Source organism: Umezawaea tangerina (assembly GCF_003002815.1).
Taxonomy (GTDB): domain Bacteria; phylum Actinomycetota; class Actinomycetes; order Mycobacteriales; family Pseudonocardiaceae; genus Umezawaea; species Umezawaea tangerina.
This window is the reverse complement of record NZ_PVTF01000004.1, coordinates 622540-646414: the sequence shown is the minus strand read 5'-3', so window position 1 is coordinate 646414 and position 23875 is coordinate 622540. Positions and strand designations below refer to the sequence as shown.

The 23875-nt window shown below is 70.9% G+C and carries 20 protein-coding genes and 2 tRNA genes; 17 read left to right on the top strand and 5 right to left on the bottom strand.

Annotated elements, in window-relative coordinates; translation table 11 throughout:
• The first annotated feature begins 263 nt into the window (after positions 1-263).
• The 7 genes from CLV43_RS17060 (at position 264) to CLV43_RS17030 (ending at position 7187) form a co-directional block, all read left to right on the top strand.
• On the top strand, positions 264-1316 hold the full coding sequence (locus tag CLV43_RS17060) for a FecCD family ABC transporter permease (RefSeq protein ID WP_106188130.1): 1053 nt from the start codon (positions 264-266) through the stop codon (positions 1314-1316).
• The gene (locus CLV43_RS17055) at positions 1316-2080 is read left to right on the top strand and encodes an ABC transporter ATP-binding protein (protein ID WP_106188129.1); all 765 of its coding nucleotides are present in this window, start codon (positions 1316-1318) and stop codon (positions 2078-2080) included. The genes CLV43_RS17060 and CLV43_RS17055 overlap by 1 nt, the downstream gene beginning before the upstream one ends.
• Entirely contained in the window at positions 2077-3051 is a 975-nt protein-coding gene (locus CLV43_RS17050) for an ABC transporter substrate-binding protein (RefSeq protein WP_106188128.1), read from the top strand. The genes CLV43_RS17055 and CLV43_RS17050 overlap by 4 nt, the downstream gene beginning before the upstream one ends.
• Complete coding sequence (locus CLV43_RS17045; protein WP_106188127.1) at positions 3048-3704, top strand: (2Fe-2S)-binding protein; 657 nt, start codon at positions 3048-3050, stop codon at positions 3702-3704. The genes CLV43_RS17050 and CLV43_RS17045 overlap by 4 nt, the downstream gene beginning before the upstream one ends.
• Before the next feature lie 256 nt (positions 3705-3960).
• Positions 3961-5559: a citramalate synthase gene (gene cimA, locus CLV43_RS17040; RefSeq protein ID WP_106188126.1), complete on the top strand. Its 1599-nt coding sequence runs from the start codon at positions 3961-3963 to the stop codon at positions 5557-5559.
• A 10-nt stretch (positions 5560-5569) separates the two neighbouring features.
• Entirely contained in the window at positions 5570-6343 is a 774-nt protein-coding gene (locus tag CLV43_RS17035) for a fumarylacetoacetate hydrolase family protein (protein ID WP_106188292.1), read from the top strand.
• A 166-nt stretch (positions 6344-6509) separates the two neighbouring features.
• Positions 6510-7187, top strand: coding sequence for a response regulator transcription factor (locus CLV43_RS17030; protein WP_170155865.1), 678 nt, complete (start codon positions 6510-6512; stop codon positions 7185-7187).
• Positions 7188-7634: 447 nt separating this feature from the next.
• On the opposite strand, the gene CLV43_RS17025 is transcribed toward CLV43_RS17030, so the two are convergent.
• Positions 7635-8915, bottom strand: a complete 1281-nt coding sequence (locus CLV43_RS17025) for an FAD-dependent oxidoreductase (protein WP_146174783.1) — start codon at positions 8913-8915, stop codon at positions 7635-7637.
• 61 nt (positions 8916-8976) lie between these two features.
• Between CLV43_RS17025 and gltX the strand changes: the two genes are divergently transcribed.
• The 4 genes from gltX to CLV43_RS17005 all read left to right on the top strand — a co-directional run bounded on the left by gltX (position 8977) and on the right by CLV43_RS17005 (position 11673).
• Positions 8977-10467, top strand: coding sequence for a glutamate--tRNA ligase (gene gltX, locus CLV43_RS17020; protein ID WP_106188123.1), 1491 nt, complete (start codon positions 8977-8979; stop codon positions 10465-10467).
• Positions 10468-10571: 104 nt separating this feature from the next.
• On the top strand, positions 10572-11309 hold the full coding sequence (locus tag CLV43_RS17015) for an HAD family hydrolase (protein WP_245886537.1): 738 nt from the start codon (positions 10572-10574) through the stop codon (positions 11307-11309).
• Positions 11310-11452: 143 nt separating this feature from the next.
• A tRNA-Gln gene (locus CLV43_RS17010) sits at positions 11453-11524 on the top strand.
• A 76-nt stretch (positions 11525-11600) separates the two neighbouring features.
• Positions 11601-11673, top strand: a tRNA-Glu gene (locus CLV43_RS17005).
• A 312-nt stretch (positions 11674-11985) separates the two neighbouring features.
• Here CLV43_RS17005 and CLV43_RS17000 read toward each other — a convergent pair.
• Positions 11986-12687: an IclR family transcriptional regulator gene (locus CLV43_RS17000; RefSeq protein ID WP_170155864.1), complete on the bottom strand. Its 702-nt coding sequence runs from the start codon at positions 12685-12687 to the stop codon at positions 11986-11988.
• A gap of 99 nt (positions 12688-12786) precedes the next feature.
• Here CLV43_RS17000 and leuC point away from each other — a divergent pair, with 99 nt between their 5' ends.
• From leuC to CLV43_RS16985, 3 genes are all read left to right on the top strand, one after another.
• Entirely contained in the window at positions 12787-14190 is a 1404-nt protein-coding gene (gene leuC / locus CLV43_RS16995; RefSeq protein WP_106188122.1) for a 3-isopropylmalate dehydratase large subunit, read from the top strand.
• Positions 14191-14208: 18 nt separating this feature from the next.
• The gene (gene leuD / locus CLV43_RS16990; protein ID WP_106188121.1) at positions 14209-14811 is read left to right on the top strand and encodes a 3-isopropylmalate dehydratase small subunit; all 603 of its coding nucleotides are present in this window, start codon (positions 14209-14211) and stop codon (positions 14809-14811) included.
• Between the two features lie 218 nt (positions 14812-15029).
• Positions 15030-15746 (top strand): HU family DNA-binding protein, encoded by a 717-nt coding sequence (locus tag CLV43_RS16985; protein WP_106188120.1) that lies wholly within the window; start codon positions 15030-15032, stop codon positions 15744-15746.
• A 662-nt stretch (positions 15747-16408) separates the two neighbouring features.
• Here CLV43_RS16985 and CLV43_RS16980 read toward each other — a convergent pair.
• The 3 genes from CLV43_RS16980 to cofC form a co-directional block, all read right to left on the bottom strand.
• A complete protein-coding gene (locus tag CLV43_RS16980; protein WP_245886604.1) occupies positions 16409-17344 on the bottom strand; it encodes an NUDIX hydrolase in 936 nt (311 codons plus the stop codon).
• An 18-nt stretch (positions 17345-17362) separates the two neighbouring features.
• Entirely contained in the window at positions 17363-19630 is a 2268-nt protein-coding gene (locus CLV43_RS16975; protein WP_106188288.1) for an RNA degradosome polyphosphate kinase, read from the bottom strand.
• Between the two features lie 717 nt (positions 19631-20347).
• Positions 20348-20977, bottom strand: coding sequence for a 2-phospho-L-lactate guanylyltransferase (cofC, locus tag CLV43_RS16970; RefSeq protein ID WP_106188119.1), 630 nt, complete (start codon positions 20975-20977; stop codon positions 20348-20350).
• A 144-nt stretch (positions 20978-21121) separates the two neighbouring features.
• Here cofC and CLV43_RS16965 point away from each other — a divergent pair, with 144 nt between their 5' ends.
• The 3 genes from CLV43_RS16965 to CLV43_RS16955 are packed head-to-tail and all read left to right on the top strand — an operon-like array spanning position 21122 to position 23873.
• A complete protein-coding gene (locus CLV43_RS16965; protein ID WP_106188287.1) occupies positions 21122-21784 on the top strand; it encodes a lysophospholipid acyltransferase family protein in 663 nt (220 codons plus the stop codon).
• Entirely contained in the window at positions 21784-22794 is a 1011-nt protein-coding gene (locus CLV43_RS16960; protein WP_106188118.1) for an NAD(P)H-dependent glycerol-3-phosphate dehydrogenase, read from the top strand. The genes CLV43_RS16965 and CLV43_RS16960 overlap by 1 nt, the downstream gene beginning before the upstream one ends.
• Positions 22791-23873, top strand: a complete 1083-nt coding sequence (locus CLV43_RS16955) for a cystathionine gamma-lyase (RefSeq protein ID WP_106188117.1) — start codon at positions 22791-22793, stop codon at positions 23871-23873. The genes CLV43_RS16960 and CLV43_RS16955 overlap by 4 nt, the downstream gene beginning before the upstream one ends.
• Positions 23874-23875 lie beyond the last annotated feature (2 nt).

Here is a 23875-nt window from a genome sequence, read left to right as displayed (position 1 = left end):
CCGGTGCGGCCCAGCGGTCGCACCGGCGTGACCTCGACCACCCGAGGTTGACACCCCGTCGTCCCAACGCACAGCATCACAGCGCTGCCCCTGGGGGAAGTCCGGTCGAAATCCGGCGCTGACCCGCAACGGTAGGTCCTCTTCCGGGAGGACGAGCCCGATCACCCATCGGCGGCGAACCACTCCACTTCCTGCCGTGGTCCGCGGGACGGGGACCTCCGTGGGTCGCTCGCGCTCAGGCCACCTAGCCCGAAAGGCTCCAGGTGACCACGGTCCACACCCGACGGCGCGCCCTCCACCCCCTGGTGACCGGACTGCTCGTGGCGCTGGCCGCCTCCATCGTCTGCGGCGTGGCCCTCGGCCCGGTCCCCATCCCCTTCCCCAGGGTCCTCACCTTCCTGCAGGCCGCCACCACCGGCGGCACCATCCCGGCCACCGACGCGGGCCAGTACCACATCGTCTGGGACATCCGCCTCCCCCGAGTCCTCCTCGCGGCCGTCGTCGGCGCGGGCCTCAGCGTGGTGGGCGTCGCCATCCAGGCCATGGTCCGCAACGCCCTCGCCGACCCGTACGTCCTGGGCATCTCCTCCGGTGCCTCGGTCGGCGCCACCGCCGTGGCCACGCTCGGGCTCTTCGCCTCCCTGGGCGTCTACGCCCTTTCCGTCGCCGCGTTCCTGTCCGCGCTGGCGGCCACCGCCCTCGTCTACCTCGCCGCCAGGACCCGCGGCGGGCTCACGCCCCTCCGCCTCGTCCTCACCGGAACGGCCATGGCGTACGGCTTCTCGGCGTTGGCGATGCTCCTGGTCTTCCAGGCCCCGCACGGCGAAGCCGCCCGCGCCGCCATGTTCTGGCTCCTCGGCAGCCTCGGCGGTGTCACCTGGGGGTCGCTGCCGGTCGCCGCCGCGGTGACGGTCGCGGGCACCGGCTACCTGCTGGCCAACGCCCGCCGCCTCAACGGCCTGTCGATGGGCGACGAGACCGCGACGACGCTGGGCATCGACGTGACCAGGACGCGCAGGCACCTGTTCGTCGTGACCGCCGCCATGACCGGTGTGCTGGTCGCGGTCAGCGGCGCGGTCGGGTTCGTCGGGCTGATGCTGCCGCACCTGGTCCGCATGGTGGTCGGCGCCGACCACCGGCGCGTGCTCGTCGTGGCCCCGTTGGCGGGGGCGAGCTTCCTGATCTGGGTGGACGTCGCGGCCCGGCTGCTGGCCGCGCCCGAGGAGCTGCCGCTCGGCGTCATCACCGCGGCGCTCGGCGTGCCCTGCTTCGTGTTCCTCATGCGCCGCCGCGGCTACGTGTTCGGGGGGAAGTGATGGAGCTCGGGCTCGACGGGGTCTCGGTCGACGGGATCGTCCACGACGTCACGCTGTCGGCGGCCTCCGGCCAGGTCGTCGGGATCGTCGGTCCCAACGGGAGCGGCAAGTCGACCACGCTGCGCTGCGTCTACCGGGCGCTGCGGCCGAGCGGGGGAGCGGTGCTCCTGGACGGGCAGGACCTGCTCGCCATGCCTCTCAAGGAAAGCGCCCGCAGGCTGGCCGCGCTGACCCAGGACAGCCACGTCGAGTTCGACTTCACCGTCGCCGAGGTCGTCGCGATGGGACGCCTGCCGCACAAGGGCGCGTTCGACCGCGACACCGACCGCGACCACGACCTGGTGGCGCGGTCGTTGCGGCAGGTCGACGCGGAACACCTGGCCGGGCGCACGTTCCTCACGCTGTCCGGCGGCGAGCGGCAGCGGGTGCTGATCGCCCGCGCCCTCGTGCAGGAACCGGACGTGCTCGTGCTGGACGAGCCCACCAACCACCTCGACATCCGCCACCAGCTGGACGTGCTCGCGCTCGTCCGCCGCGTCGGGCCGACCGTGCTGACGGTGCTGCACGACCTGAACCTGGCCGCCGCGTACTGCGACCGCGTCCACGTCCTCGACGGCGGCCGCGTCGTCGCGGGCGGCGCTCCCGCCGACGTGCTCACCCCCGACCTCGTGCTGGCCGTGTTCGGCGTGCGCGCGCACCTGGTCGTCCACCCCACCAGCGGAGCGCCCCAGCTCCTGTTCGGACACCCGGAGGTTTCCCCGTGAGGCTGCTCGCCCTCTTCCTGGTCCTCGCCACCACCGCGTGCGGCGCGACGGTCGCCCAGGACACGTCGGCCACCGACCCGGTGACCGTGCGGAACTGCGGGCAGGACGTCACCTACGACCGGGTGCCGGGGAAGGTCGTCACGAACGACACCGGCATCGCCGAGCTGATGTTCGCGCTGGGCCTCGCCGACCGGATGGCGGGCTACGTGATCGGCGGCGGGCAGACCGCGGACCTGGCGACGTCGCCGTTCAAGGCCGACTGGGAGCGGGTGCCGAAGCTCGGCGAGAAGATCACCAAGGAGGTCGTGCAGGGCGCGGGCGCCGACCTCGTGTTCGCGGGCTGGAACTACGGGTTCTCGGAGAGCACCGGGTTCACGCCGGACTCGTTGGAGGAGCTCGGGATCCCGACCTACCAGCTCACCGAGGCGTGCCGCAACGGCGTGGGCAAGCAGCGCGGGATCATGCCGCCGCTGGAGGCGCTGTACGAGGACCTGCGCAACCTCGGGAAGGTCTTCCGGGTGTCGGACCGGGCCGAGCGGCTGATCACCGGGTACCAGGCGCAGGTCGCCGCCGCGGAGCAGCTCGGGGCGGGCAGGCCCAAGCCGAAGGTGTTCCTCTACGACAGCGGTCTCGACCAGCCGTTCACCGCCGGCCGCAACGCGGCGCCGCAGGACGTCATCGGCAAGGCGGGTGGCGTCAACGTCTTCGGCGACCTGGACGACAGCTGGACCACCGTCGGCTGGGAGACCGTGGTGCAGCGGAACCCGGACGTGATCCTGATCAACGACTACGCCGACGGCGACGCGAACACCCCGGAGCAGAAGCGGGCGTTCCTGGAGTCCTACGCGCCACTGGCGGCGGTGCCCGCGGTCCGGGACAAGCGGTTCTTCGTGCTGCCGTACGCCGCGCTGGTGGAGAGCCCGCGCAACCCCGCCGCCATCGAGGCGTTCGCGAAGTTCCTCGCCGGATGACGGCCGCGCACCTCGCCCGCTGCGACCGGCTCCTGCCGCGGTCGGCGTCCGGGCGCTCCGTGCCGTGGAGCGACTTCTGCTCCCCGGACGGACCGTGGCTGACCGGCTGCGTCGACGAGTGGCAGGCGCGCGGCGGGTTCACCCACCACCGCGCGGCCGTGGTGCTCGTCGCGTTCCGCGCGGGCTGGCTCGCCTGCTGCGCCACGATCCCGGAGGTCCACTTCGGACTGCCGGTGCCCGACCTGGCCACGGCGTCGGCGGTGCTCGGCCCGGACGGCGGGCTCGCGGGCCTGTCGACGCGGCGGAGCCATCCGCTGGACGCGCGCGGGTGGTGGCACGGCGTCGAGGCGTTCTTCGCGCCGCTCGCCCGGTCCCTCACGGCGATGGGCGCCCGCGACGCCGAGCTGTGGGGCAACCCGGTGGGCCTGATCGGCGCGGTCGCGAGGCGAATGGCGGATGGAGGTCTGCCGGGGGACCTGCTGGCCACCGCGTCGGCGTTGCGGGACGCGACCGGGAGGCCGGGGCTGCTCACCCTCGCCGGCACCGCGGACGACTGGCGCGCCCGCCGCCGCACCTGCTGCCAGTGGTGGCGGGCCGGTGGCGGCTACTGCGCCGAGTGCGTCCTGCACGACTCGCCCGCCCGCGCCAGGTGACGTTTGCGCCCCGGACACCGGGTCCGGGAGTTTTCCCACCCGTTACCCAGGATGTGGGAATTCGGGCTCGACGCTTGGTACCGGAGCGGGGGCTGTGGCACGATCCCTCCGTGGCTTCCAACACCGTGATCATTATTGACGAGCGCGCCGGGTAGTGCTTCTCCGAGCACCGGCGCGCTGACCTCTCGCATCCTGCGGGGGGTCTTTTTGTTTTCCGGACTTCGCCACCTCCCACCACTTCAGCCAGGAGCAGACCGTGAGCAGCCTCCCGCTCGGTGACACCTTCCACGTCTTCGACACCACGTTGCGGGACGGTGCGCAGCGGGAGGGGATCGCCTACTCCGCCTCGGACAAGCTGGCCGTGGCGCGGTTGCTGGACTCGCTGGGCGTCGGGTTCATCGAGGGCGGGTGGCCGGGCGCGATGCCGAAGGACACGGAGTTCTTCGCACGGGCCGCGGCGGGCGAGCTGGAGCTCAAGCGGGCCAAGCTGGTGGCGTTCGGGGCGACCCGCAAGGCCGCCGTGAAGGTGCACGAGGACCAGCAGGTCAGGGCGCTGCTCGACGCGAACACCGAGGTGGTGACGCTGGTGGCGAAGTCGGACCGCAGGCACGTCGAACTGGCGCTGCGGACCGACGTCGAGGAGAACTGCGCGATGGTCCGCGACACCGTGCGCCACCTCGTCGAGCACGGCAGGCGGGTGTTCGTGGACGCCGAGCACTTCTTCGACGGCTACGCCTACGACCCGGACTGCGCGCTGCGCGTCCTGGAGTCCGCAGTGGACGGTGGCGCCGACGTCGTCGTCCTCTGCGACACGAACGGCGGCCAGCTCCCGCTGGGGCTGGCCGACACGGTGCGGGACGTGATCGCCCGCACCGGCTTCCGCGTCGGGATCCACTGCCAGGACGACACGTCCTGCGCGGTGGCGAACACGGTAGCGGCGGTGCAGGCGGGGGCGACCCACGTCCAGTGCACCGCGAACGGGTACGGCGAACGGGCGGGCAACGCGGACCTGTTCGCCGTCGTCGGGAACCTCGTGACCAAGCTCGGCCTTCCGGTGCTACCCACCGAGTCGCTGGCCGAGCTCACCCGCGTCTCCCATGCCCTGGCGGAGATCGCGAACCTCGCCCCCTACGCCCACCAGGCATACGTAGGGGCGTCGGCTTTCGCCCACAAGGCGGGACTGCACGCGAGCGCGATCAAGGTGGATCCGGAGCTGTACAACCACATCGATCCGGACACCGTCGGCAACGGCATGCGGGTGCTGGTCACCGAGATGGCGGGCCGGGCGAGTATCGAGCTCAAGGGACGTGAGTTCGGAATGGACCTGGCCCGTCGGCCCGAAGCGGTCACGAACGCGGTGCGCAAGGTGAAGGAGCTGGAGGCGAAGGGGTGGTCGTTCGAGGCCGCCGACGCCTCGTTGGAGCTGCTGCTGCGCGCCGAGCTGTCCGAACTGGACGAACCGCCGTTCACGCTGGAGTCCTACCGGGTCGTGCTGGACCACCGGCAGGGCGGCGGGATCGTGTCCGAGGCCACGGTCAAGGTGCACGTGGCGGGGGAGCGGGTCATCGAGACCGCCGAGGGCAACGGCCCGGTGCACGCGCTGGACGCCGCGCTGCGCAAGGCGTTGCGCCCGCACCTGTCCTGGTTGGACAGCGTCGACCTGTCCGACTACAAGGTGCGCATCCTCACCGAGGACCCCGGTACCGACGCGGTCACCAGGGTGCTGGTCGAGTCGACCGACGGGGAGGGGGAGTGGACCACCGTGGGCGTGCACGGCAACATCGTGGAGGCCAGCTGGCTCGCCCTCTGCGACGCCCTGGTCCACAAGGCGATGCGGGTTCGCGCCCTGGTTTAGGGTGGAGGTCGTGCGCATCGCCCGAATCGCCCAGCCAGACGGACTCGCCTTCGCCAAGATCGAGGGCGAGGGTGACGACCTGACGGCCGTCGAGATCGCGGACGAGCCCTTCGGCGGCACGCCGACCTTCACCGGTCGGCGCTGGCCGCTGGCGGACGTCCGCCTGCTCGCCCCGTTCCTGCCGCCCAAGATCATCGGTGTCGGCCGGAACTACGCCGCGCACGCCGCCGAGCTGGGCAACGAGGTCCCCGAGAACCCGCTCATCTTCTTCAAGCCGAACACCGCGGTCATCGGCCCGAACGCCGAGATCAAGCTGCCCGCGGTGTCCGAGCGGGTCGACTACGAGGGCGAGCTGGCCGTCGTCATCGGCATCGGCGGCCGCGACATCCCCGCCGCCCGCGCCCGCCAGTCGATCCTCGGCTACACGATCGCCAACGACGTCACCGCCCGCGACCTGCAGAAGGCCGACGTGCAGTTCACCCGCGCCAAGGGCTTCGACACCTTCTGCCCCCTCGGCCCCTGGGTGGAGACCGAGTTCGACCCGAGCGACGTCGCCATCCGCACCGAGCTGGACGGCGAGGTCGTCCAGGAGGGCCGGACGTCGCAGCTGATCTTCGACATCGGCGAGCTCATCGAGTACATCAGCGCCGTCATGACCCTCCGCCCGCTCGACGTCATCCTCACCGGCACCCCCGCGGGCGTCGGCCCGATGAAGTCCGGCCAGAGCGTCTCGGTCACCGTCGAGGGTCTCGGCACGCTGACCAACCCGGTCGCCAACCGGTAGACCGCTCCATCTGGGAAAACCGGCGCGCAAAGGTTTGCGGCGACCAGCGCGGACACCCCCGCGCTGGGCCGCCTGGCCCAACCTCCCGGTCGCAGGTACCGCACTGGCTTACTGACGGGTAACTTCCCGTGTTCATCAGGCCGTGGGGCCTGGTGGAGGTGGCGAAGTGCTCGATGACGAGTGCCCCCGTGTGCTGCTGGTCGATGCCGCGCAGCTCATCACCGAGGGTTTGCGGACCTCGCTCAACCGCACGCGCACCTTCCGCGTCGTGGCCATAGCCCACACCGCCGCCCAGGCCCAGCACCACCTCCGCACCACCCCCGTCGACATCGTCATCACCGACGTCGACATCCCCGGCGCCGGCCCGCTCCGCACCGTCCACGACGCCACCACCCGCAGGCCCCGCGCCAAGGTCATCGTCCTGTCCAACCGCGACAGCAAGCACTGGGCCCAAGCCGCCCTCGACGCGGGCGCCGCCGCCTACCTCCTCAAAACCACCCCCCTCGTCGAACTCCTCCCCGTCATGCTCGCCGTCGCCCACGGCGCCACCGCCACCGTCGACGCCCACCTCGGCGAACTGGCCCGACTCCCCTCCAGACTCCCCCCGCCGGCAGCCCTCAACAGACTCAGCGCCAGAGAATTCGACGTACTGGCAGAAGTGGCCAAGGGCCTCGACAACCACCGCATCGCCCAACGCCTCTTCATCAGCACCGACACCGTCAAATCCCACGTCCGCGCCATCCTCCGCAAACTAGGCGCCCGCGACCGCGCCCACGCGGTAGCCATGGTCCTCAACGAATCAGGCGCCGTAGAACCAAGCGGCCTACCAACCACAAACCCTTAAAACACCCAAACCCCACCACCCACCCACCCACCCACGCCGCCACAAATGTTGGGCGCAGCCCGCCAGCGCGCATCCGGCGCGTAGTGCCTGGGGCCTTGTCCGCAGCGCAGCAAGGATGTCCTGTCCGACGCGCAGCGAGGATGCCTGAGTCAGGCGGAGCCTGATGCTGGCGAAGCCAGACTTCCCCTCTGCCCCCGATCCACAGCGCCCTCCTGCCTGATCTTGCTTGTCAAGACAGCTCTATCGTCTTGACAAGCAAGATCAGGCATTGAGACAATCGCGCGCCGGGGGCTGGGCTTCGCACGGGGTGGGCACGGCGTAAGCGAGGGCTGGGCTTCCCCAGAGGGGGCCAGAAGTCGAGCTCAGGGGCAGGACGGCCGGAACCCATGCTTCACACGCCGAGATCGCCGGAAGCCGAGCCTCCCGCGAACCGTGAACCACCAACCCTCACCCCCTCCCCCTCACCCCCGGCTCCCTCCGCGCAAATCCCGGCGCATGCTCCGGCCTCAACCCGATCGCCACCATGTACGCCGGTACCCCCTGCAACACCGGCACCTTCTGCAGCACCCGGATCGGCAACGGCACTCCCGCCGCCCCCACGTCCACCTTCCCGTCCAGCGCCCGCCTCAGCAGCGCGTTCTGGATCACCCTCTGCACCCCCTGCGTCACCACGGTCGGCAGCCACCTCCTCCGCCGCACCTTTGCCAGGACGTCCACCGCGACCCGCCCCTTCCGCAACGGCCCCGCCAGCAGCGAGGCCGCGGCCACCGCGTCCTGCACCGCCAGGTTGATCCCCACACCGCCGATCGGTGACATTGCGTGCGCCGCGTCCCCGATGCACAGCACGCCGTCCGCGTGCCACCGCGACAGCCGGTCGAGCTTCACGTCCAGCAGCTTCACGTCGTCCAGCGACTCCACCGCGTCCATCCGGTCGGCCAGCATGGGCACCAGTGCCACCATCCGGTCCCGGAAGGCCTGGACGCCCGCTTCCCGCAGCATCGTGTCCGTGCCCTTCCGGATCAGGAAGGCGATCTGGAAGTAGTCGCCGCGGTCCAGCATCACCAGTCCGCTGCTCCGCCCGAACCGGGCCAGTCCGCCCGTCGGGTCGTCGGCCTTGCGCGGGACCCGGAACCACCACACGTCCATCGGCGTCCCGAACGACCGCACGGGCAGCAGGGTCTCGTCCCGCACCAGCGACCCGCGTCCGTCCGCGGCCACGACCAGGTCCGCGGCGATCTCGCCGTCGACGCCGTCGGAGGTCCGGTAGCGGACGCCGGTGACCCGCCCGCCGGTCTTCACCAGCCCGGTGAACCCCGTGTTCATCCGCAGCGAGAACGTCGGTTCCAGCTTCCCGGCGTCGGCGAGCAGGTCCAGGAAGTCCCACTGCGGCACGAACGCGATGTGCTTGTGCTTGCCGGGCAGCCTGCTCAGGTCGGCCACGGTCGCGGGCCCGCTGTCGAGCAGCACCTGCATGCGGTCCAGCAGCTGGTGCGGCACCTGTGCGAACGCCGGTCCGAGCCCCAGCTCGTCCAGCAGCGTCAACGTGGAGGCGTGGACCGTGTCGCCGCGGAAGTCGCGCAGGAAGTCCTTGTGCTTCTCCAGCACGGTGACCTGGACGCCCGCCCTCGCGAGCAGCAGTCCCATGACCATCCCCGTCGGTCCGCCGCCGACGACGACGCACGTGCTCCGTTCCATGACCCCTCTTTTCAACGGTAGTTGAATAACCATAGCGTCCTCCTGGAGTCCTCGTGCGGTCAAGGGTTTCGCGGCCGGATACGCTGATCGGGCCATGAGCAACGCATCCGCATCCCCAGCTGTCCGCGTCCGCTTCTGCCCGTCGCCGACCGGCACGCCGCACGTCGGACTCATCCGCACCGCCCTGTTCAACTGGGCGTTCGCCCGGCACAGCGGCGGCAAGGTCGTCTTCCGCGTCGAGGACACCGACGCCGCGCGCGACACGGAGGAGTCCTACGACTCCCTCCTGGAGGCGCTGCGCTGGCTCGGGCTCGACTGGGACGAGGGCCCCGAGGTCGGCGGTCCGCACGAGCCGTACCGGCAGAGCCTGCGCCGCTCGGTCCACGAGGACATCGCCAAGCGCCTGTTCGCGGCCGACGAGCTCTACGAGTCGTTCTCGACCAACGACGAGGTCGAGGCCCGCCGCAAGGCGCTCGGGCAGGACCCGAAGCTCGGCTACGACAACTTCGACCGCGACCTCACCGACGAGCAGAAGGCCGCGTTCCGCGCCGAGGGCCGCGAACCCGTGCTGCGCCTGCGGATGCCCGACGAGGACATCAGCTGGACCGACCTCGTCCGCGGCGAGATCACGTTCAAGGCGGGCAGCACGCCGGACCCGGTGATGGTGCGCGCCAACGGGGTTCCGCTCTACCCGTTCGTGAACCCGGTCGACGACGCCCTGATGGGCATCACGCACGTGCTGCGCGGCGAGGACCTGCTGCCGTCCACGCCCCGCCAGATCGGGCTGTACCAGGCGCTGCGGCGCATCGGCGTGACGGAGTTCACGCCCGAGTTCGGCCACCTGCCCACGGTGACCGGCGACGGCAACAAGAAGCTGTCCAAGCGGGACCCGCAGTCGAACCTGTTCCTGTACCGGGACCTGGGTTTCCTGCCCGAGGGCCTGCTGAACTACCTCGCGCTGCTGGGCTGGTCCATCGCCGAGGACCACGACATCTTCAGCGTCGCCGAGATGTACGACGCGTTCGACATCGCCAAGGTCAGCTCCAACCCGGCGCGCTTCGACCTCAAGAAGGCCGAGGCCATCAACGGCACGCACCTGCGTGCGCTCAGCGTCGAGGAGTTCGTCAGCCGCACACTCCCGTACCTGGCGGCCGACGGCGTGCTGCCCGCCGAGCCGAGCGAGGAGCAGGTGGCCCAGCTGGCCGCCATCGCCCCGCTCGTCCAAGAACGACTGGCGCTGCTGTCCGAGGCGTCCGAGATGGTTCGTTTCCTTTTCGTAACAGAGGAATCGTTCACGCCCGAGCCCGCGTCCGCGGCCAAGGCGCTCGGCCCCGACGCGGAACCCGTGCTGCGCGCGGCGATCGACGCGCTCCAGGCGCTCGACAAGTGGACGACCGAGGCGATCCAGGACGCCCTCAAGGCGTCCCTTGTGGACGGACTCGGCCTCAAGCCGAAGAAGGCGTTCGCCCCCGTGCGGGTCGCCGTGACCGGCCGGACGGTCTCACCGCCGCTCTACGAGTCCATGGAACTGCTCGGCAAGGATCGCTCGATCGGCCGATTGCTTCGGGCGCTCGGGTCAGCCTGACTGCTGCGTTCGGCGGGTCAAGTGGTGCTTGACCGTGCAAGAACCCGGAGATATCACCTCCTTAGCCGAATCGGCCGAGGGGTGATCGCACCTAGCCTCACGGGGTGACAACTGCTTCCCCGACTTTCACGCTCAAGAGAACCGGCGAAATCCGCGCTATCTCGCTTGACGTCGACGACACGCTCGTCGACTACAGCACCTCGTCACGAGCCGCGTTGGCCTCGATGGTGGGGAACGCCGACGCGTGGACGTTGTGGCAGCGGATCACCGACGACCACTGCACCAGGCTCTTAGCCGGGGAACTGCAGTACGAGACGATGCGGAACATCCGCACGCGCGCCTTCTTCGCCGCACTCGGCGAGGACCTCGACCAGGCCGAGGCCACCCGCCGCGAGATGCGGCGGCAAGAGGTCCTCGCCGACGGCTGGAGCCTCTTCCCGGACGTCGTCCCCTGCCTGGAGTGGCTGCGCGCCACCGGACTGCCCATCGCCGCCGTGAGCAACGCCTCAGGGCGCCACCAGCGCGTCAAGATCGCCGCCCTCGGCCTCGCCGAGTACTTCGACACGGTCCTCATCGCGGGCGAGGTCGGCGCCGCCAAACCGGACCGCATGATCTTCGACACGGCCTGCTCCGACCTCGGCGTACCCCTCACCGAGACGGTGCACGTCGGCGACCGGCTGCACGCCGACGCCATCGGCGCCCGCGACGCGGGCATGCGCGGCGTCTGGCTCAACCGGCAAGGCCCGCGCGAAGGAGCGATGCCCGCGGGCATCAGCACGATCAGCAGCCTCGCGGAACTCCCCGAACTGCTCGTCTGCGAACTCTCCACCGCGCACGCCTGAACACCGGCGCACCGGCCCCCACCTCGCTCGATGCGGCGAGGCGGGGGCCGATTTCACTTCTGCGGGTGCCGTGGTCTAGTATTCATCTCGTTGGAACGAGCGGCCCACAGCGCCTAGAGCGGGAGAGCCGATCAGGAAAACATTGGGGTATGGTGTAATTGGCAGCACGGCTGATTCTGGTTCAGTCAGTCTAGGTTCGAGTCCTGGTACCCCAGCTGCAGAGTAGAAATCAGAGTCTGATACGCTACTCCCGCAACAAGCAAGACCGGCAAGACAAAAGAATTACCCTAGGGCCCCGTCGTCTAGCGGCCTAGGACGCCGCCCTCTCAAGGCGGTAGCGTGGGTTCGAATCCCATCGGGGCTACAGATTGGGGAGATCCCGTGCGCGGAATACGCGCACGGGATCTTTCGCGTTTCACGCTGGGGCTCCCGCCCCAGACCCCGAGGCAGGGCGGGCTTCGCCCCCCTGCACCCCCCGGTTTGCGCAGGTGAGTAGTGGGTTGGGGGCTCGCCTTCGGCATCGAGGGGGTGGGGGGAGGGGTGGGGTGGGGAGCGGGGGCTTGCCTGCGGCATTGCGGGGGAGATGGCAAAAGGTCGTGAGCGCTTGGTGCTCACGACCTTTGCTTATGGGCGAACTGATGCCCAGGTTTCTTAGTGGTTGTTGGGTGGTTTGGGGTTAGAGGCGGGATTGGAGGGCTTCGGCGGCGGCTAGTAGGTCGGCGGCCCATCTGGCGCCTGGTCTTCTGCCCATGCGGTCTATTGGGCCGGAGACGGAGATGGCGGCTACGACGGTGCCGGCGCTGTCGCGGACGGGGGCGCTGACGCTGGCGACGCCTGGTTCGCGTTCTGCGACGCTTTGGGCCCAGCCGCGGCGGCGGACTTCGAGGAGAGTGCGTTCGCCGTAGACGGCGTCGGCGAGGACCGAGCGCTGGGTGCCGGGGTCGGACCAGGCGGCGAGGACCTTGGCGCCCGAGCCGGCGGTCATGGGGAGGCGGGCGCCCACGGGGACGGTGTCGCGCAAGCCGCTGGGAGGCTCGGCGGCGGAGACGCAGATGCGCTGCATGCCGTCGCGGCGGTAGAGCTGGACGCTCTCGCCGGTGATGTCGCGCAAGCGGGGCAGGACGGAAGCCGCCGCGTCGAGCAGGGGGTCGGTCGCGCCACCCGCCAGCTCGGCCAGAGCGGCGCCGGGGCGCCAGCGGCCGTCGGAGCCGCGTCGGAGGAGGCGGTGGACCTCGAGGCCCACCGCGAGACGGTGCGCAGTCGCCCTGGGCAACCCCGTCCGGTTGCAGAGCTCTGCCAGTCCACACGGATCCTTCGCGACGGCGTTCAACACGGCCACAGCCTTGTCCAGCACGCCGATCCCGCTATGCTGTCCCACAGCTCGATACTAACTTCCCGGTATCTGGGAAGTCCAGATGTTATCGGGAGCCCCCGCTCGTGAGAGAGCTCCCAGCCACGAACCGATGGGGATGAAGCGATGGGCCGCACACTCGCGGAGAAGGTGTGGGAGGCGCACGTCGTGCGCCACGGAGACGGCGCCGAGCCGGACCTGCTCTACATCGACCTCCACCTGCTGCACGAGGTCACCAGTCCGCAGGCCTTCGACGGGCTGCGGCTCGCCGGGCGCGGGCTGCGCCGGGTGGATCTGACGATCGCCACCGAGGACCACAACGTCCCGACCGTCGACATCGACCAGCCGATCGCGGACCTGGTGTCGCGCACGCAGGTGGACACGCTCCGGGCGAACTGCAAGGAGTTCGGGGTCCGGCTGCACCCGATGGGCGATGCCGAGCAGGGCATCGTGCACGTCGTGGGGCCGCAGCTCGGGCTCACGCAACCGGGCATGACGGTGGTGTGCGGCGACAGCCACACGTCCACGCACGGCGCGTTCGGCGCGCTCGCCTTCGGCATCGGCACGTCCGAGGTCGAGCACGTGATGGCGACGCAGACGTTGCCGCTGCGGCCGTTCAAGACCATGGCCGTCACGGTCGACGGCGAGCTGCGGGAGGGCGTGACGGCGAAGGACGTCATCCTGGCCGTCATCGCCCAGATCGGCACCGGCGGCGGCCAGGGCTACGTCCTGGAGTACCGCGGCGCGGCCATCGAGGCGCTGTCGATGGAAGCCCGCATGACCGTGTGCAACATGTCCATCGAGGCTGGTGCGCGGGCCGGGATGATCGCGCCGGACGACGTGACGTTCGAGTACCTGAAGGGGCGTCCGCACGCTTCCGTTGGGGCCGAATGGGATGCCGCGGTCGAGTACTGGAAGACCCTGCGCACCGACGACGACGCGGTGTTCGACGCCGAGGTCCGCATCGACGCGAGCGCGCTGACCCCCTTCGTGACGTGGGGGACGAATCCTGGACAGGGCCTGCCGTTGAGCGCGTCGGTGCCGGACCCGGAGGCGATCGGGGACGACAACGAGCGGGTCGCGGCCGAGAAGGCGCTGACCTACATGGGCCTCGCACCGGGCACGCCGCTGCGCGACATCAGCGTGGACACGGTGTTCCTCGGCTCGTGCACGAACGGCCGCATCGAGGACCTGCGGGCGGCCGCGGCCGTGCTGCGCGGGCACCGGGTGGCCGACGGCGTGCGGATGCTCGTGGTGCCCGGCTCGATGCGGGTGCGGGCCCAGGCGGAATCCGAAGGGCTGCACGAGATCTTCCTGGCAGCGGGCGCGGAGTGGCGCCAGGCGGGCTGTTCCATGTGCCTCGGCATGAACCCGGACCAGCTCAAGCCCGGTGAGCGCAGCGCGTCCACCTCCAACCGGAACTTCGAGGGCAGGCAGGGCAAGGGCGGCCGGACGCACCTGGTCTCGCCGCTCGTGGCGGCCGCCACGGCCGTGCGCGGCACGCTCTCCTCGCCTGACGACCTGGCCTGAGAAGGGAACACCGAGACCATGGACGCGTTCACCACCCACACCGGCGTCGGCGTGCCGCTGCGCAGGTCCAACGTGGACACCGACCAGATCATCCCGGCGGTCTACCTGAAGCGGGTCACCCGCACCGGGTTCGAGGACGGCCTGTTCGCCGCCTGGCGCAACGACGAGAACTTCATCCTCAACCAGGGGCCCTTCCAGGCCGGGTCCGTCCTGGTGGCCGGACCCGACTTCGGTACCGGGTCCTCCCGCGAGCACGCCGTCTGGGCGCTGATGGACTACGGCTTCCGGGTGGTGATCTCCTCCCGCTTCGCCGACATCTTCCGCGGCAACTCCGGCAAGCAGGGCCTGGTGGCCGCCGAGGTCGAGCAGTCGGACGTCGAGCTGCTCTGGAAGCTGCTCGAGAACGAGCCCGGCACGGAGGTGTCGGTCGACCTCGAGGCGAAGACCGTCCGCGCCAAGGACTTCACCGCGGCCTTCCGGATCGACGACTACACCCGCTGGCGGCTGCTCGAGGGATTGGACGACATCGCCCTGACCTTGCGCCACGCCGATCGGATCGACGAGTTCGAGGCCCGGCGCCAACCTTGGCTGCCCACCACGGATCCGCTCCCGACCAGCTGAGAACGGGCCCCGGATTCGCCTCCCACGAGGGGAATCCGGGGCCCGCGAGCCCCTCCCAAAGTGCCCCAGGAGGGGGTTTCTGTCCCTCGACAGAGCGCAATTGCCCACGCCACAACGAAAAATATGGCGTGGCGATTGGTATTTCCCTTCATATGGGCTTACCGTGGCCATCAGTCGGCCCGACGAATGGGCCGTAAGCGTCCTGGGAGGGACTGACGGTGAACAAGGCCCAGCTCATCGAGGCGCTGTCCGAGCGTCTTGGCGACAAGAAGAACGCCGCTGCTGCAGTGGACGGGCTCGTCGACGTGATCGTTCGCAGCGTCCACAAGGGCGAGAAGGTGAACATCACCGGCTTCGGCGTGTTCGAGAAGCGCGCCCGCGCGGCGCGCACCGCTCGCAACCCGCGCACGGGTGAGACCGTCAAGGTCAAGAAGACCAACGTGCCCGCGTTCCGCGCGGGTTCGACGTTCAAGGACGTCGTGAGCGGCGCGAAGAAGCTGCCCCGCGTCGTCGCGGCCAAGGCTCCGGCCGCCGCCGCGACCACCACGCGGGCCGCTGCCGCCGCGAAGCCCGCCGCCGCCACCAAGGCGCCGGCGACCCGCAGCACCACGGCGCGGACCACGACGACCCGCACCGCGCGCGCCACCACGGCCCGCACGGCCGCCGCGGCGACCAAGGCCCCGGCCACCCGCAAGACCACCACCACGGCAGCGGCCAAGCCCGCCGCCGCGAAGGCTCCTGCGGCCGCCAAGGCCCCCGCCAAGACGGCTGCGGCCGCCAAGGCACCCGCCAAGACCGCAGCGGCGAAGCCCGCCGCAGCGGCCAAGAAGGCCCCGGCCGCCGCCAAGACCACGGCAGCGGCCAAGGCTCCGGCCAAGACGGCAGCGGCGAAGCCCGCCGCCGCCAAGAAGGCTCCGGCGGCCAAGAAGAAGTAGCACCACCTCCCGGAAACGGGAGCAGCACCAACGCCCAGGGCCCGATGCGGACGCGCATCGGGCCCTGGCGTTTGCCTGGGCACCGGTGCCGCCGGGAATGCGCCGCACCCGCTCGCGATACGGGTCGCGTATGGCTTACCGCGAACCGGATAGGACGACCGCGGGCATTCCACCCGAACGCCGGAACCAGATCCGCCGCCGTCGAGCCGACAAGGCGCGGGCTCTCCGCGTCATCGCGGATCCGCTATGCACGTGCACTCCAATCGGAGCGCGGAGACCGCACTCCGGAGGTGGGTCGGGCATTCCCCGGACCACCGCAGTGGAGTCCGGTGCGGATCTCCCGAAGGGCCAAGGCGGTGAACCGACCGGGCCCGTCCCGCGTACGCGGTGGTATTGGTCGAAGCCGTTCGGCAATGGCCACGAGGCACCGGGTGAGCCCTTTTCGGCGCCCGGTGTCCAGACCGGTCGGTGCGTTGCCCGGCGGTTCGCGTCGGCGCGTTCGCAGCGGCGGAACCGGTCCGCGCCGCGCGGTCGACGGGACCCGCGACCGTGCCGGACCGCCCGGTGCGCACGCCTAGGCGGAGGTGCGGCGTTCCGCGGGGCTGAGGGGTTCCTGGGAGCCCGTCGGGGGTACCGCCGGGGTCCTGGCCTGGGCAGAGGCGTCAGGGACGCGGAGCGGGCAGGGCGCTGGGGAGGTAGTGCGCCGAGACCAGGCGCGGCCAGGCGGCGGGGGAGTCCGATGTGGACCAGCCCGGTGCCGGGTGGGTGAAGGCGAGCAGCCAGAGGCTGCCCTTCTTGCACGGGACGTCGGCCAGGCGCAGGCCGCTGAGGTCGGCGAGCTTCTGCACCAGGTCGGGGATGACACCGCCCTGGCTGGACACGACCGGCACGCCGTCCCCGGCCACGATGTCGAGGAACCGCACCAGGCCCGCGTCGCGGTCCGGCCAGTACCCCTCCTCCGACAGCCGGGGCTCGCGCGGCACGAAGACCTCCAGGTCGTCGGCCGTGCCCTGCACGGTCTGCACGCACCGCACCCTGGGCGCGGCGTGCACGCGGGCGGGCCCGAACAGCGGGAGCAGGGCGCGCAGGGCCTCAGCCTGCCGCCAGCCCGCCGAACTGAGCGGGCGCAGGTCGTCGTCCCCCGGCCAGTTCTCGCGCTTCCCGGCCTTCGCGTGGCGGACCAGCAGGACGGTCCGCAGATCGGCCGGTACGAGCGCGAACGCGGCCAGCACGTCGCGGTCCTCCCGCCGGGTCACCAGCGCGGCCGCGTCGGCGACCGGGAGCCAGCGCAGCTCGTCGCACTCGCTGTTCGGCGTGAACGCGCCGCGCACCGCGCGGGCGCCGAAGTAGTCGACGACCTTCGGCCTGCCGAACGCCGAGTACCGCACCTGCGCGACGTGCCTGCCCAGCACCGAGTGGAACCCGGTCTCCTCGAGGACCTCGCGCACCGCGGCGGCGGGCACGGTCTCACCGGCGTCGAGCTTGCCCTTGGGGAGCGACCAGTCGTCGTAGCGCGGCCGGTGCACCACGGCGACCTCGACGACCCCCTCGCCCCTCCACAGCACCGCACCGGCCGCCCGAATGGTGTCGGTCGACAACACGCGTCTCCTCCGAGGTCAGGCCAGCGCGCGGTGTTTGCGCAGCATCTCCACTTGGTGGTCGCGCACCACCGTTCCGTCGGAGGGGGACGCGTCCCACTCGCCGTCCGACCGCAACACCCAGCAGCGGGTGGCCGGTTCCAGCGCCGAATCGAACATGTCGTCGAGCTGGGCGGTCAGCTTCGGGCCGGTGACCCGCAACTGCACCTCGACCCTGCGGTCCAGGTTGCGGTGCATCATGTCAGCGCTGCCGATCCAGTGCTCGTCCGCCCCGACGAAGTGGAACACCCGCGAGTGCTCCAGGAACCGGCCGAGGATCGACCGCACGTGGATGTTCTCGCTCAGCCCGCGGATGCCCGGCTTGAGCGCGCACACCCCGCGCACCACCACGTCCACCCGCACACCGGCCTGCGACGCGCGGTACAGCGCGTCGATCACCTCTTCGTCGACCAGCGAGTTCACCTTGATCCGCACCCCGGCGGGGTGACCGGCGCGGGCCAGGTCGATCTCGTCCTGGATGCGCTCCACGATGCCGCGCCGCACCCCGTACGGGGCGACCAGGATGCTGCGGTAGTTGTCCTGCCGCGCGTACCCGGTCAGCACGTTGAACAGGTCCGTCAGGTCCGCGCCCACCGACGGCTCGGCGGTCAGGATGCCGACGTCCTCGTACAGCCGCGCGGTCTTCGGGTTGTAGTTGCCGGTGCCGATGTGGCAGTACCGCCGGATCGTGGACCCCTCCTGGCGCACCACCAGCGACGTCTTGCAGTGCGTCTTGAGCCCGACGAGCCCGTACACGACGTGCACGCCCGCCTTCTCCAGCTGCCGCGCCCACTTGATGTTCGCCTGCTCGTCGAACCGCGCCTTGATCTCCACCAGCGCCACGACCTGCTTGCCCGCCTCGGCCGCGTCGACCAGCGCGTCGACGATCGGCGAGTCGCCCGACGTCCGGTACAGCGTCTGCTTGATCGCCAGCACGTGCGGGTCCGCCGCGGCCTGCTCGATGAACCGCTGCACGCTCGTGGAGAACGAGTCGTACGGGTGGTGCACCATCACGTCGCCCTCGCGCAGCGTCGCGAACACGCTCTTCGGCGTCTCGCGCTCACCGAACGCCGGGTGCGTGGCGGGCACGAACGCCGGGTCCTTCAGCTGCTTGCGGTCCAGGCTGTACAGCTGGAACAGGCACGACAGGTCCAGCAGACCCGGCACCTGCACCACGTCGTGCGGGTCGACCTCCATCTCCCGCAGCAGCAGCTCCAGCATGTGCTCGGTCATGTCGTCGGCGACCTCGAGCCGCACCGGCGGCCCGAACCGGCGGCGCGCCAGCTCGCGCTCCAACGCCTGCAGCAGGTCCTCGTCGCGGTCCTCCTCGACGTCGAGGTCGGCGTTGCGGGTGACCCGGAACGCGTGGCACTCGATGACCTCCATGCCCGCGAACAGCTCGCCCAGGTGCGCGGCGATGAGCTGCTCCAGCGGCAGGAACGTCGCCGAGCTGCTGGACCGGTCCGCCTCCACGCGCACCAGCCGCGGCACGTTGTCCGGCACCTTCACCCGCGCGAACCGCTCGGTGCCGCCCTCCGGGTCCCGCACCGTCACCGCGAGGTTCAACGACAGCCCCGAGATGTAGGGGAACGGGTGCGCCGGGTCGACCGCGAGCGGCGTCAGCACCGGGAACACCTGGTCGCTGAAGTAGTTCGACAACCGCAACCGGTCGAAGTCCGTGAGCTCCGCCCAGGTGACCAGGCTGATCCCGCTGCTGTCCAGACCAGGACCGACGTGGTCGAGGAACGCCCGCGCGTGCTGCTCCACGAGCTCCTGCGTCCGCTTGGAGATGTTCGCCAGCTGCTCGCGCGGCGTCAGGCCGTCCGCGCTGCGCACCGACAACCCGGTCTCGTCGCGGCGCTTCAACCCCGCGACCCTGACCATGTAGAACTCGTCGAGGTTCGACGCGAAGATCGCCAGGAACTTCGCCCGTTCGAGCAGCGGCTGCGACGCGTCCTCGGCCAGCGCCAGCACCCGCGCGTTGAAGTCCAACCAGGACAGTTCCCGGTTGAAGTAGCGGTCGTCCGGCAGATCCGGGGTCAGCTCCTCCCCGGCGGTCACGGCGGGCGGTGACGACGGCACCGACCTCGAACCGGTCGTCACAGCGGGTGGCGACTCGACAACCGGGTCGGGGGTCTTCGCACGACGGGTCGCGGGGCGGGGTTTGCGCCGCGGGGTCCCCGCGGACGCGGCCGTCCGGGTCCGTCGCTTCGGCGTCACCTTGTCGTCGCTGTCGTCCGTGGTCACCACTGCATTGTGCCGTGCAAACCGCGTTATCGCCCCGACTGGCGGCGACTACGAGGTGAACTCCCGGTCACACCCGGCTTGGAATCGGGGCGGAACGGGCCGGCGTCAGGCCGGACGGAGTACGGCGGTTACGACGCCGCGGGGGTCGCGACGGAGAGTGACCCGTTGGCCGGGGCGGAGATGGCGCCAGTGGCCTGTTGAGACGGAGGCGGGGGAGGCGTCGAGGAGGAGGCCTTGGTCGGTGAGGAGGGTGGCGGAACCGTCGTCGTTGTAGGTGCTGACGGTGGCCTGTTCGGTCATGTGGGTGACGGTAGTGGGTTGTCTGTTCTTGCTCGCCGTTGTGGGGGCGTGAGTTGTTCGCCGTCGTGGGGGATGTGACTTGCTCGCCGTCGTGGGGGACATGCCTCCAACCCGCTCGCCGAGTGCTCTATGCCCACCACACCTTGTCAAGACGATAGGGCTGTCTTGACAAGGTGTGGTGGGCATAGAGATGGCTTCGGATCGGGTTGCCGGGTGGATCTGGCTACGCCAGCATCAGGCTTCGCCTGACCGGGCATCGGGCTGCGCCCGACAAGGCATCCTCGGCTTCGCCGTTGGACAAGGCATCCTCGCTGCGCGTCGGACAGGGCATCCTCGCTGCGCGTCGGACGAAGCGGGCGGGCGCTCCGCGCCGGATGCGAGGTGGCGGCTTCGCCGGTTGTGGGGGCTTGGTGCTGCTTAGTGGCAGACCGGTAGCAGGGCTGATGTTCTGGGGCCCAGGCCGAGGGTTGTGGCGAGGGTCAGGTCTTCTGGGGTGTCCACGTCTGTGCGGAGTGAGTGCCAGGGGCCGAGTAGGGGGATGGCGCCGGAGGCCTGGTGGGCTTCGGCTGAGCCGAGGCCGAAGTGGGGGGACAGGGGGTGGCCGGGGGCGGAGAGGAGGAGGGTTGTGCCGGTGCCCTGGCGGTCTGGGCAGAAGGCGCGTTGGTCGGCTGCGGCTTCGAGTGCCGCTGTCAGGTCGTCCGGTTTGAGGGCGGGGAGGTCGGCTTGGAGGGCGCCGATGACCGAGTGGGGGTCGCGGGTCCTCAGGACTGCCGCGGCGTGGTGGAGGGCGGGGTTGAGGCCGTCCGGGCCGGGGAGGGACTCGATGCCGAGGGCGCGCAGTTCCGCGACGACGGCGGGGTCCGATGTGACGGCTACCACTTGGCGGACGGCCTTCGTGGCGGCGGTGATGGTGTCCAGGGCGAGCGCCAGTGCCAGTGCGGCGTGGGCGGTGGGGTCGCCAAGGCCGTGGTCGGCTGCTCCGAGCAGCCTGGTCTTGGCCCTGTCGAGTGTCTTGACCGGGACTACGAGGTCCACTTCACGGCGCACGTCGCCATACTCCCTGATGTCGGCTGGACCTGGCCGGGGCACCCGAGGAACACTCCAGGTCCGCGGTGGGCGAGTGAGGGAGAGCACGTGGTCAGGGAGAAGGGCGGCTTCTGGATCTGGGTCGCCGCGGCGATCGTGTACCCGATGGCGGGGGTGCTCGGGAAGCGGCGGACGGTGCACGGGGAACGGGTGCCCGCGACGGGGAGCGCGCTCCTGGTGATGAACCACGTGTCGCACCTGGACCCGTGCTACGACGCGGTGTTCGTGCACAGCCACGGGCGGGTGCCGCACTTCCTGGCCAAGCACAGCCTGTGGAACGTGCCGGTGATGGGGGCGATCCTGCGCGGCGCCAAGCAGATCCCGGTCTACCGGGGCACCACCGACGCGCAGCAGAGCCTGCGGGCGGCGCACGAGGCGTTGGCGAACGGCCAGGTGGTGGTGATCTACCCGGAGGGGACGATCACCCGCGACCCGGACGGGTGGCCGATGGCGTCGCGGACCGGGGTCGCGCGGCTGGCGCTGGAGCACGACGGGCCGGTGATCCCGGTGGCGCGGTGGGGCACCAGGGAGATCTACGACGGCTACCACAAGAAGTTCCGGCCGCTCCCGCGCAAGACGGTCGAGACCAGGCTCGGCGAGCCGGTCGACCTGAGCGCCTACCGGGAGCAGCCGGAGACGATCGCGCTGCTGCGCGACGTGACGGACCTGTTGATGGGCGAGGTGAAGCACCTCCTCGCCGACATCCGCGGGGAGCAGGCCCCGGAGGGCTTCCACACCTCCGCGAACACCAAGCGGGACGAGGACTGATGAGCGTGCAGCGGGTGGCAGTGCTGGGAGCCGGGTCGTGGGGCACCGCGTTCGCCAAGGTGATCGCCGACTCCGGGCCGGAGGTCGTGCTGTGGGCCAGGCGCGACTCGGTCGCCGAGTCCGTGAACGGGGCGGGGATCAACGAGGACTACCTGCCGGGCACGAAGCTGCCCGCGAACCTGAGCGCCACCACGGACGTGGACAAGGCGCTGGACGGCGCGCAGGCCGTGGTGCTGGCGGTGCCGAGCCAGACGCTGCGGGCGAACCTGGTGGGGTGGCGGGACTCGCTGCCGGAGGGCGCGACGCTGGTGAGCCTGGCCAAGGGCGTGGAGCTGGGGACGCTCAAGCGGATGAGCGAGGTGATCCGCGAGGTCGCGGGCGTCCCCGAGGACCAGGTCGCCGTCGTGTCCGGACCCAACCTGGCCAAGGAGATCGCGGCCGAGCAGCCCACCGCGACGGTCATCGCGTGCACCGACCACGACCGCGCGGTCGAGCTCCAGCAGGCCTGCTCCAACGGCTACTTCCGGCCCTACACCATCACCGACGTGATCGGCTGCGAGCTCGGCGGCGCCTGCAAGAACGTCATCGCGCTGGCCTGCGGCATGGCCGCGGGGCTCGGGTTCGGCGACAACACCATGGCCTCCATCATCACCCGCGGCCTGGCCGAGACCGCCCGGCTCGGCGCGGCGCTCGGCGCGGACCCGCTGACGTTCGCGGGCCTCGCCGGCCTGGGTGACCTGGTCGCGACGTGCGCGTCCCCGTTGTCGCGCAACCGGACCTTCGGCCACCGGCTCGGGCTGGGCGAAAGCCTCGCGCAGGCGCAGGAGGCCGCGCACGGCCAGGTCGCCGAAGGCGTGAAGTCCTGCTCGTCGATCCGCGAGCTGGCGCAGCGCCACGGCGTGGACATGCCGCTCACCGACGGCGTCCACATGGTGTGCCACGACGGCATGCACCCGCGCACGCTCGGCGCCGCCCTGATCGGCCGCGAGCCCAAAGCCGAACGCCAGTGACGGCGGAGCGGGAGTACGGGGACGGCACGCGGGTCGTGCACGCGGGCGCCCCGGAACGCGCGCCGGGCTCGCCGTTCATGGGCAGCCCGGTGTTCGCGTCGGCGTTCCACCTCACCGGCGAGGACACCTACGGCCGGTCCGGCAACCCGACGTGGCGCGCGCTGGAGTCGGCGCTGGGGGAGCTCGACGGCGGCGAGTGCGTGCTGTTCCCCTCCGGCATGGCGGCGGTCTCCACGGTGCTGCGGCTGCTGCTGCGCACCGGGGACACGGTGGTGCTGCCCGGTGACGGGTACTTCCTGACCAGGAAGTTCGTGGCGGAGCACATGGACGTGGTGGTCCGCGAGGTGCCGACCGCCGGACCGTGGCCGGACTTCGACGGCGTCTCGTTGGTGCTGCTGGAAACCCCGTCCAACCCCGGCATGGACGTGTGCGACATCACCGCCCTGTCCCACGCCGCCCACGCGGCGGGCGCGCTGGTGGCCGTGGACAACACGACCGCGACCCCGTTGGGGCAGCAGCCGTTGCGGCTGGGCGCGGACATCGTCGTGGCCAGCGACACCAAGGCCGTCGCCGGGCACAGCGACGTGCTGCTCGGCCACGTGTCCACAACGGACTCCGCGCTGGCCGAACGGCTGCGCGGCGCCCGCACGGTCGGCGGCGCCATCCCCGGCCCGTTCGAGGCGTGGCTCGCGCACCGCGGCCTCGGCACGCTCGACCTGCGGCTCACCCGGCAGGCCGCGAACGCCGCCGCCCTCTACGACGTGCTGCGCGTCCACCCCGCGGTGACCGGGCTGCGCTGGCCCGGCGCGCCGCAGGACGAGGCGTACGCGCTGGCGTCGCGGCAGATGCGCCGGTTCGGCGGCGTGCTCACGTTCCAGCTGCCCGACGCGGCCGCGGTGGACGTGTTCCTCGGCAAGTCGCGGCTGATCGCGGCCAGCACCAGCTTCGGCGGGCTGCACACCAGCCTCGACCGGCGCGCCCAGTGGGGCGACCCGGTGCCCGAGGGCCTGGTCCGGCTGTCGGCGGGCTGCGAGGACACCACCGACCTGGTCACCGACGTCCTGGCGGCGCTGACCTGACC